Source organism: Thiohalophilus sp. (genome assembly GCF_031581315.1).
Taxonomy (GTDB): Bacteria; Pseudomonadota; Gammaproteobacteria; order UBA6429; family Thiohalophilaceae; genus Thiohalophilus.
Genome location: NZ_JAVLAZ010000015.1, coordinates 32,163 through 40,577, shown reverse-complemented (window position 1 = coordinate 40,577; position 8,415 = coordinate 32,163). Strand labels below are relative to the sequence as shown.

Annotated in this window: 10 protein-coding genes; all 10 read right to left on the bottom strand. The window is 56.8% G+C overall.

Annotated elements, in window-relative coordinates:
• Window positions 1-239: 239 nt before the first annotated feature.
• Window positions 240-632 (bottom strand): DUF393 domain-containing protein, encoded by a 393-nt coding sequence (locus tag RI563_RS03640; protein WP_310692986.1) that lies wholly within the window; start codon window positions 630-632, stop codon window positions 240-242.
• A 5-nt stretch (window positions 633-637) separates the two neighbouring features.
• A complete protein-coding gene (locus tag RI563_RS03635; RefSeq protein WP_310692985.1) occupies window positions 638-1,918 on the bottom strand; it encodes a cyclopropane-fatty-acyl-phospholipid synthase family protein in 1,281 nt (426 codons plus the stop codon).
• Window positions 1,915-2,694: a DUF1365 domain-containing protein gene (locus tag RI563_RS03630; protein WP_310692984.1), complete on the bottom strand. Its 780-nt coding sequence runs from the start codon at window positions 2,692-2,694 to the stop codon at window positions 1,915-1,917. Before RI563_RS03630 ends, RI563_RS03635 begins: the two co-directional genes overlap by 4 nt.
• Window positions 2,663-3,937, bottom strand: coding sequence for an NAD(P)/FAD-dependent oxidoreductase (locus RI563_RS03625; protein ID WP_310692983.1), 1,275 nt, complete (start codon window positions 3,935-3,937; stop codon window positions 2,663-2,665). The genes RI563_RS03630 and RI563_RS03625 overlap by 32 nt, the downstream gene beginning before the upstream one ends.
• Before the next feature lie 5 nt (window positions 3,938-3,942).
• Window positions 3,943-4,923, bottom strand: coding sequence for an acyl-CoA desaturase (locus RI563_RS03620; RefSeq protein WP_310692982.1), 981 nt, complete (start codon window positions 4,921-4,923; stop codon window positions 3,943-3,945).
• On the bottom strand, window positions 4,916-5,485 hold the full coding sequence (locus RI563_RS03615) for a lipocalin family protein (protein WP_317622855.1): 570 nt from the start codon (window positions 5,483-5,485) through the stop codon (window positions 4,916-4,918). The genes RI563_RS03620 and RI563_RS03615 overlap by 8 nt, the downstream gene beginning before the upstream one ends.
• A gap of 14 nt (window positions 5,486-5,499) precedes the next feature.
• Window positions 5,500-6,147 carry a DUF6134 family protein gene (locus tag RI563_RS03610; RefSeq protein WP_310692981.1) on the bottom strand — a complete coding sequence of 216 codons (648 nt, stop codon included), beginning with the start codon at window positions 6,145-6,147 and terminating at the stop codon, window positions 5,500-5,502.
• The gene (locus RI563_RS03605; RefSeq protein ID WP_310692980.1) at window positions 6,144-6,923 is read right to left on the bottom strand and encodes a DUF1295 domain-containing protein; all 780 of its coding nucleotides are present in this window, start codon (window positions 6,921-6,923) and stop codon (window positions 6,144-6,146) included. The genes RI563_RS03610 and RI563_RS03605 overlap by 4 nt, the downstream gene beginning before the upstream one ends.
• On the bottom strand, window positions 6,923-7,465 hold the full coding sequence (locus tag RI563_RS03600; RefSeq protein ID WP_310692979.1) for a DUF2878 domain-containing protein: 543 nt from the start codon (window positions 7,463-7,465) through the stop codon (window positions 6,923-6,925). Before RI563_RS03600 ends, RI563_RS03605 begins: the two co-directional genes overlap by 1 nt.
• A gap of 2 nt (window positions 7,466-7,467) precedes the next feature.
• The coding region (locus tag RI563_RS03595) for a cyclopropane-fatty-acyl-phospholipid synthase family protein (protein WP_310692978.1) at window positions 7,468-8,415 on the bottom strand (948 nt) is incomplete at its 5' end.

Below are 8,415 nucleotides of genomic sequence, written 5' to 3'. Positions count from 1 at the left end.
CGACGCGCTACACGCTCGTCGGTCTCGCTGGTTCTCTAACGGGCCGAAGGTCAGCGATTCAAATCCTCTCCCCGCTACCAAACGATAGAAAAGGCCGGTATTTTACCGGCCTTTTTTTTAGCCTTCGGGTGATGAGCCCGACGCGCTACACGCTCGTCGGTCTCGCTGGTTCTCTAACGGGCCGAAGGTCAGCAATTCAAATCCTCTCCCCGCTACCAATATTCAAAAGGCCGGTATTTTTACCGGCCTTTTTTATTGCCGGTGTTGCAGACACCATCAGCGCAGCGTCGCTGCAGGCGCCAGCGGGCAAAACGGCGATAGCCCCAGTCCAGCGGTCGCTGCAGGCGCAGCAGTTTCACAACGCGTCCCAGGTGACGGTAGTAAGGCAGTTCCTGCCACAGTGCCAGAAACGCCTCGACACCCTGGTGAATCTCTCCCCCGGAGCCGCGCACATGCAGATAGGTCATGGCCGCCTGCGGGGTAATGTCATGGCGGGTGAGTTGTTCAGGATGCCGGTGTATATCCGTCCACTGGATGCGGGCCTGGCGATCCAGGCGGCGATAGTGGGCCACCTCTCGCCGGCACAGCGGGCAACCGCCGTCGTAGAACATAATGGGTTTGCTGTGGCTCATTGCGACTAATTCTCCTTCAGGCAACCGAGCACGGCATTATGGCGTGCCCCGGGTTTGCTCAACAGGATTTGCACGTCGCCGATGGCGCGTTCGATAAATCCACCTTCGCAATAGCACAGGTAAAATTCCCACATGCGGATGAAGCTCTCCGGATAGCCGAGCGCTTTGACCTGGTCGAGGTTGTCAAAGAAGCGCGTGCGCCAGTCGGCCAGCGTCCGGGCGTAATGTGGGCCGATGTCCTCCAGGTGGGTGATCTTCATATCTCCGCTGCGGGCGATACTGGCTGCCATGCTTGATATCGCCGGGATGAAGCTGCCGGGGAAGATATAGCGCTGGATGAAATCGACCGAGCGCAATGCCGCCTGGTAGCGTTGATCGGCGATGGTGATCGCCTGCAGCAGCATCAGCCCGTCGGGTTTGAGCAGATCGCTGCATTTGGCGAAATAAGTATTCTGATACTGATGACCGATGGCCTCGATCATCTCGATGGAGACCAGTTTATCGTACTGGCCTTGCAGATCCCGGTAGTCCTGCAATAACAGTGTGATGCGATTTTCCAGGCCCAGCTTCTCGATGCGGGCCCTGGCATACTCGTATTGTTCCCGGGAGAGGGTGGTGGTAGTGACCCGGCAGCCGTAATGACGTGCCGCGTGGATGGCGAAGCCTCCCCAGCCGGTACCGATCTCCAGCACATGATCGTCGGGACGCAACTGCAGTTTCTGGCAGATCCGGTCCAGCTTGGCGTACGAAGCCTGGGCCAGGCTGCTGTCATAGTTTTCATAGATGGCGCAGGAATACATCATGCTCTCATCCAGGAACAGTCGGAAGAAGTCGTTCCCCAGATCGTAGTGGGCCTGGATGTTTTGCCGGCTGCCCTGGCGGGTGTTGCGGTTCAGCCAGTGGAACGCCTTGTAGAGGGGCGCGCGAAGTCGTGACAGGCTGTCATCCATACCATCCAGTACCTCGCGGTTGAGCAGCAACAGTCGCACCAGCCGGGTCAGATCGCTGCACTGCCAGCTGCCGCGCATGTAGGCCTCGCCGGCGCCGATACTGCCCCCGAAGGCCAGATCGCTGTAGAACTCCGGATGCTTTACGCTGACGGAGACTTTCAGTTCGGCCTGCGTGTCACCAAAATGATACTGATGGTCACCCTCATACAGGGTCAGGCTGCCGTGTTGTAACTGCGTCAGGCGGTCCATGACACCGCGTTTGGCCAGGCGATCCAGCCAGCGGCTGCGGCGGGGTCGGGGGGAAGCCAGATGCAGGGGAATAATTGATGCTTTCATCGCGGTTTCGCCGAATGCGGCGCCTCCTTGTTGTCAGGATGGGGATAAAAGGGCGTCTTTTTGAGCCAGAGCTTCAGGGCGTGGTAATAGATGGCCGCGATCACCTTGACGGTCATCAACGGATAAGAGACCAGCACTCTTGCCAGCTGGACGTGGTTGAGCGGTTTGCGCTCCAGCCTGAGCGTGGCGTCGAACAGCTTGTTGTCGTTCTGACGGTTGATCATATGCACGGCGAGCTGTTTGCCCGGCGTCGAGAAGCGCCAGTCATATTCCAGTTCCATGGGCATGAAGGGTGAAACATGAAAATGTTTACCAAAGAGGTAGCGCTTGTGTTGTTGCCTGCCCCGGTTGTCGGGTTCCGAGAGTACATAACAGTGCTGTTCGCCCCAGGGCGTATTGTTGACCTCGGCCACCAGGTACTCGACATACTGATCGTCCGGATCAAAACAGTAATAGAAGCTGACAGGATTAAAGCCGTAACCGAAATAGCGCAGATGGGTCAGCAAACGTATCGGACCGCCGGGTCGCTCCCCGGTCTGCTGCTCCACCCGGTCACGAATGGCATCGGCCAGTGGTATTGCCGGATCACCGTGATGGTCCGCGCGCCGGAACCAGGCCAGGTTGAACCTCCGGGCGGACCACAACCAGAAGCGGTCAAACAGGCCCGGCAACTCGTCCAGATCCAGGTAGAGCATGAACAGGCGGTAGTCGAACGCATGTTCATGCGGCACAAAGCGACGGTGCCTAACTCGCCCTTGATAGATACAGCTGTTCATGCTGTCGCTCCTCGAAGTGTTTCAGGGCGTTCAGGGCACTGACCACGCCATCTTCATGAAAACCGTAGCGCCAGTAGGCCCCGCAATAGAAGGTGCGCAAGGGTCCGTTGATCTCCCCCTGGCGCTGCTGGGCGGCGATCGCCTCCGGGGTAAATACCGGATGATGGTACTGCATGCGTTTGAGTATTTTGCGCTCGTCGATGGCCGCCGTGTGATTCAGGGTCACGCAAAACGGGGTCTTGTGATGGATACCCTGCAGAATGTTCATGTTATAGGTCATAGCCACCCGATCCTGCTGTTGTTGCAGAAGATGGTAGTTCCAGGCCGCCCAGGCCAGTTTGCGCCGCGGCAACAGGCTTCGATCGGTATGCAGAATCGCCTCGTTGTCCTGGTAGGGAATGGCGCCCAGCACACTGCGTTCCACTGAAGAGGGATCCCTGAGCATCGCCAGCGCCTGGTCGCTGTGCGAGGCGATGAACACATAATCATAGTTCTCGGGCGCCTGACCCGCGCTGGTCACTTCCACGTGATCGGGAAAGCGTCGGACAGAAGTGACCGGACTGTTGAGTCGGATACGATCGCGATATGGCTGGTTCATCTTGCTGAGATATTCTTTCGAACCACCGCGTATGACATACCAGGTCGGGCGGTCGTTAACACTCAGCATGCCGTGGTTATGGAAAAAGCGGATAAAGTAATATGCCGGGAACTGCTGCATCATCTCGCTGGTGGAGGACCAGATTGCCGCGCCCATCGGCAGGATATAGTGCTCTATGAATTCCTGCCGGTAGCCGCCGCGTGACAGATATTCGCCCAGGCTCAGGGATTCATCCTGTTGTTCCAGCAACTGCGGGGCCTCCCGGTTGAAGCGCAGAATGTCGTTGATCATCCGGTAGAAACCCGGACGCAGCAGATTACGTCGTTGTGCGAACAGGCTGTTCAGGGTGGTGCCGTTATATTCCAGTCCCGTTTTGTCGCATTTGACACTGAAGCTCATGTTCGAGGCCTGTACCGGCACATCGAGTTCATTCAACAAGCGGGTAAATTCCGGATAGGTCCGGTAATTGAACACGATAAAGCCGGTGTCGATCGCCAGCTGGCGATCCTGCCATTGAATAGCATGGGTATGGGTATGACCTCCGATATAGTCATTGGCTTCGTACACCGTGATGTCATGATCCTTCGACAGGTAGTAGGCGGCGACATTGCCGGCAATCCCGGTACCGATGATGGCGATCTTCATGCTGGTTACTCCCTGGACTGCCGTCTGCCGGCAGGTGTTGTGTGCGATCCCCGGATGATGCGTTGCGGGACCGGGCGCAGATCCCAGATCAGGCCCAGCGAAGCCAGCAGCCTAAGCAGGTAATAGGTGAGATCGATTTGCCACCAGTGAAAACCCTGGCGGGCGGAGCCGGGATAGTAATGGTGGTTGTTATGCCAGCCTTCACCGAAGGTCAGCAGGGCGAGCAGCCAGTTGTTGCGGCTGTCATCCCCAGTGGGATAGGCGCGTCGGCCAACCCGATGGGCCAGCGAGTTGATGGTGAAGGTGACGTGATAGAGCACCACAGTGGAGATCACAAACCCCCACATGACCATCTGCAGGCCATTGGTGCCCAGTCCCGGTGCGCTTGCGGCCAGTATCTCTCCCAGCAGATACAGCGTGCCCAGCAATAACAAAGGGACCAGAGCATCAAATCGGTCCAGAAAGCGCAGTTCGGGGTAGCGGGCGAAATCCCGTACCCGTTCGTCAGGCGTGGCAAAATTGGCCGGCGAAAGAAACCAGCCATGATGACTCCACCAGAAACCCTGCTGGCGGGGTGAATGCACATCCCGGGGCTGATCGGAGCGCGCATGGTGTTGGCGGTGATGCCCGGCCCACCATAACGGCCCTCGCTGAACGGCACTGGCACCCAGTAGCGCGAACACGAACTGGGTGGCACGTGAGGTTTTGAAGGCCCGGTGTGAGAAATAACGGTGGTAAAACCCGGTGATGGCAAACATGCGCAGGGCATACAGGGCGATTGCCACACTTACGGCCACCGTGCTGACCCCTGTCCAGAATACCCCCAGTACTGCGACATGCAGGGCGATAAAGGGAAGTGTCCGCAGCCAGTCTATACGGTGTTCGTCACTCTCCGTCACCGGTTGTGCCAGGCTGCTGTCAAACCAGCGCAGTACGGCCAGCCAGCGCGAGCCTGGGACGGTATTCAGTTGATTGGTATTATTCATCGGCTGGGTTACTCCGGGAAACGGGGGATGACAGCCCAGGCCAGGATTGCGGGACACGCTCTATCTCGCCGGTGTCATACCCTTCCTGTTGCAAAATCGCGATCAGTTTTTTATAGGTGGCATCGCTGACCTGTGGCGTACGGGCCATGATCCACACATAATCCCGTTTAAGGCGGCCGATAATGGTGTGGGTGTAGTCTTCATCCACGTAGACGATCCGGTAATCGGCCTTGATGGGCCAGATAAACTGCATGCCCCACACGGCGTTTGATTCACTGTCGTGGATATAGCCGGTCGGGTGATAGACCTTTTTTTCTCCCTCGAAACTGTCTTGACGAAAACTGAAGGTGGTCGCGATCGTGCCATCCTCGTTCAATGCATAGGACTCGACGGCATTGTGAGCACCTGTCTCGATGAAAGTCGGGATATTGGCAATCACGTACCAGTCACCCATAAAACGCGGGATATTTACCTCATCCGCGGTGCGCAGGGGCGGATAACTGCCACAAGCCGCTACAGTCAGGGTCAGTAAAACAGTCGGAATCATCAGGCCGGGTTTCATCGGGTTCTCCGGGATTACTGGATGCGATAGCGCAGGGTTGCGCCACCTTCGGTAGTGGATTCCAGGGCCAGCCACTGATCCTGATCGGAATACCACAGATCGATACGGAATTTTTCGTTGCGTATCCGATAGCGATTGGCCTGCTGGACCTGACCACCCACGGTCACGTCGTCTTTGCCAAGAGGCATGAGCTCCACGTCCTGGTATTCACCGGTCTGGGTGTTCAGCAGACGGGGCGAGTCCAGGTACTGCGGCACCCAGTAGGCGAAACTGCGAATGCAGCCCGCGAGAGATTTGTTCTCGGGGCGCGAAAAGTTCAGCTGGTCGTCATCACGCCGGGCCCTGACCTGGCTCAGCTCACCATTATCGTCGGTGGCGGCGTCCACCTCGATCAGGCAGTCATTACGCCAGATTTCCCGGTTGTAATGACGGTATTTATAGGCATTAATAAACCAGAACCTGACATCAAAGCGGGCCTCGGAAATCACACGCCGTTTCTCACCATCGCGAGTGACACTGAATCGGTGGTAACCGATCTCTTTGTCATCCAGATAGACCGTGAAATGCCATTCGCGATCCGCACTGTTCATGTCGCTGCTGGCAAAGGTGAACACAGGAAACAGTCCGAGCCATAACGCAACTGTCAGGATGACGTTTTTCATGATGCATTCTCCCCGGTTTTTCTCGGGCCCGGGAAGAAGGCATTGGTTTGCCGGATATAGTCCCGGTAGGCCGGGCGACGTTCGCCGATGTCCTGCTCCAGCAGGGTGACGCCGGAGAAGCGCAACAACAGGAATGTCATCAACAGCGGGGAGACAATGGTCCACCAGCCACCGGTGGCAGCAGCGAGGAAAAAGAAGCCCCACCAGATACACCATTCGCCGAAATAATTCGGGTGCCGGGTATAGCGCCACAGACCGGATTGCATCACTTTACCCTGGTTATCCGGGTTGGCCTTGAAGCGAGCCAGTTGCCAGTCACCAATGGTCTCGAAACTCATACCGACAACCCACAGCAGTAAACCCAGGGCATCGAACAGGTTCAGGGGCGCAGGCTGTACCATGGCCGGCAGCAGGGGCAGGGCGGCGACGCTGGCCAGCACCATCTGGAAAATGAAGATGATGAACAGGCTTTTAATCGCAAAGTGGGGCGAATACTTTCCCCGGATCGCCTGGTAACGGCGATCTTCGGGTTCTCCCCAGTTACGCCAGGTCAGGTGCAGGGAGAGTCGAAGTGCCCAGAGCGTGACGAGGAACAGTACAAGCCAACCACGTGTTTCCAGCGGAACAGTCAAGGCATACACCAGGGCGGCCGCCAGAAACATCAATGACCAGATGCTGTCGACGATGCTGACGTCCCGCATGCACAGGCTTAACAGCCAGGTGAAGACACCCAGAGTCAGCATGCCGGCCAGGCCATAGAGATAAAGCGAAAGCATCAGATGAGTTCCTTCTGGATGTATTTGCCGGTGCTTTTATCGAGGAGGCTGGCCACGTAAACCAGCAGGGGAGTCCAGGCGGCCCAGCCGACAGACAGCGACAGCAGGGCGGCTTCGGGATGTAATAACTCAACCGCGCCCAGGCGCGCGCCGGCATAATAGGCCGCCGGTCCGGCAATGGCCCCCAGTGCGCCAGCCAACAGATAACGCTGTTTCAACCACCCCAGCGAATGGTTGATCGTGGTGGCAAACAGGGCCCACAGAAGAATTATCCAGTGCGGCGCAAGATAGGCATGCCACATGCCGTTATTGAACGTCAGCCAGCCCTGCATCAGCAGCCAGCTGTCCCACAGCGTGCCGAGCACCACGGCAAACAGGATCAACAGTGTCTCGCCAACAAAATTGCGACTGACAAACAGGTGACTGATCAGAATCATCAACATGGTCAGGCTGCCATACAGCGCCAGGTTCCAGGCAGCCCCCAGCACGCCGGAGAACCAGCCAACCTGGAACAATAAAAAATTGATCAGGGCATAAGGCATGATCAGCGCTTCCTGAACAGATAATGACTGACCCACCACTGCTGGCCATCGTCATAGCCGAACAGTTCCGCACAGGCCATGAAGAACATGCGCCAGCGCATCCACCATTGCTGTACATCCTGTTCGCCGTAGATATCGGCGAATATTTTTTTCATGGCGGTTTTGTTGCTGTCCATGCGTTCAAGCCAGGCATTGGCGGTTTTTTCATAATGACGGCCATCCCAGCGCCAGCGATCCTGCAGAGTCAGATGTTGTTGAAAGTAAAGAGGTAAATCATCGCTGGGCATGATGCCGCCGCTGAAAAAGTGACGGCTCATCCAGTCGTTATCCGATTTATCTTCAAACGCATAGGGCACACTGCGATGCACGAAAATGTGCATAAAAAACAGCCCCTCCGGTTTCAGCCACCGGCTGATGCGCTCGAACAACAGTGGGTAATTGCGCATGTGTTCGAACATTTCGACTGAGACGATGCGATCGAATTGTTCATCGATCTGGAAGTCGTTCATGTCCGCGGTGATGACTTCAATATTATTCAAACCGCGTTCCGCCGCGCGCTGCAGGATAAAATCCCGTTGTGAGCTGGAATTGGAGACAGCCGTAATCCGGCTTTGCGGATAATGCCCGGCCATCCACAATGTCAGCGAACCCCAGCCGCAACCCAGTTCGAGTATTTGCTGGTGATTGTCCAGGCGCGCGTGATCACAGGTTTGTTCCAGAGCGGCGGCTTCGGCCTCATCCAGGCTCTCTGTACCCTCGGGCCAGTAGCAGCTACTGTATTTAAGGTGCTTGCCCAGGGCGCGTGTGTAAAAACTGGCTGGCACTTCGTAATGTTGCTCATTGGCCTTGTGCGCGAGCGGAGCAACTTCGGCCTGCTGCATCTGTTTGATAAAACTCATCAGCGCGCGCGTATGACTCTCACAATCATCGGCCGCTATCTCCTGCAGACG

What these genes read in the sequence shown, in the direction of transcription:
- RI563_RS03630 (WP_310692984.1), bottom strand. Translation starts at nt 2,694, where the DNA reads ATGAACAGCTGTATCTATCAAGGGCGAGTTAGGCACCGTCGCTTTGTG.
- RI563_RS03600 (WP_310692979.1), bottom strand. Translation starts at nt 7,465, where the DNA reads ATGCCTTATGCCCTGATCAATTTTTTATTGTTCCAGGTTGGCTGGTTC.
- RI563_RS03610 (WP_310692981.1), bottom strand. Translation starts at nt 6,147, where the DNA reads ATGAAAAACGTCATCCTGACAGTTGCGTTATGGCTCGGACTGTTTCCT.
- RI563_RS03605 (WP_310692980.1), bottom strand. Translation starts at nt 6,923, where the DNA reads ATGCTTTCGCTTTATCTCTATGGCCTGGCCGGCATGCTGACTCTGGGT.
- RI563_RS03625 (WP_310692983.1), bottom strand. Translation starts at nt 3,937, where the DNA reads ATGAAGATCGCCATCATCGGTACCGGGATTGCCGGCAATGTCGCCGCC.
- RI563_RS03640 (WP_310692986.1), bottom strand. Translation starts at nt 632, where the DNA reads ATGAGCCACAGCAAACCCATTATGTTCTACGACGGCGGTTGCCCGCTG.
- RI563_RS03615 (WP_317622855.1), bottom strand. Translation starts at nt 5,485, where the DNA reads ATGAAACCCGGCCTGATGATTCCGACTGTTTTACTGACCCTGACTGTA.
- RI563_RS03620 (WP_310692982.1), bottom strand. Translation starts at nt 4,923, where the DNA reads ATGAATAATACCAATCAACTGAATACCGTCCCAGGCTCGCGCTGGCTG.
- RI563_RS03635 (WP_310692985.1), bottom strand. Translation starts at nt 1,918, where the DNA reads ATGAAAGCATCAATTATTCCCCTGCATCTGGCTTCCCCCCGACCCCGC.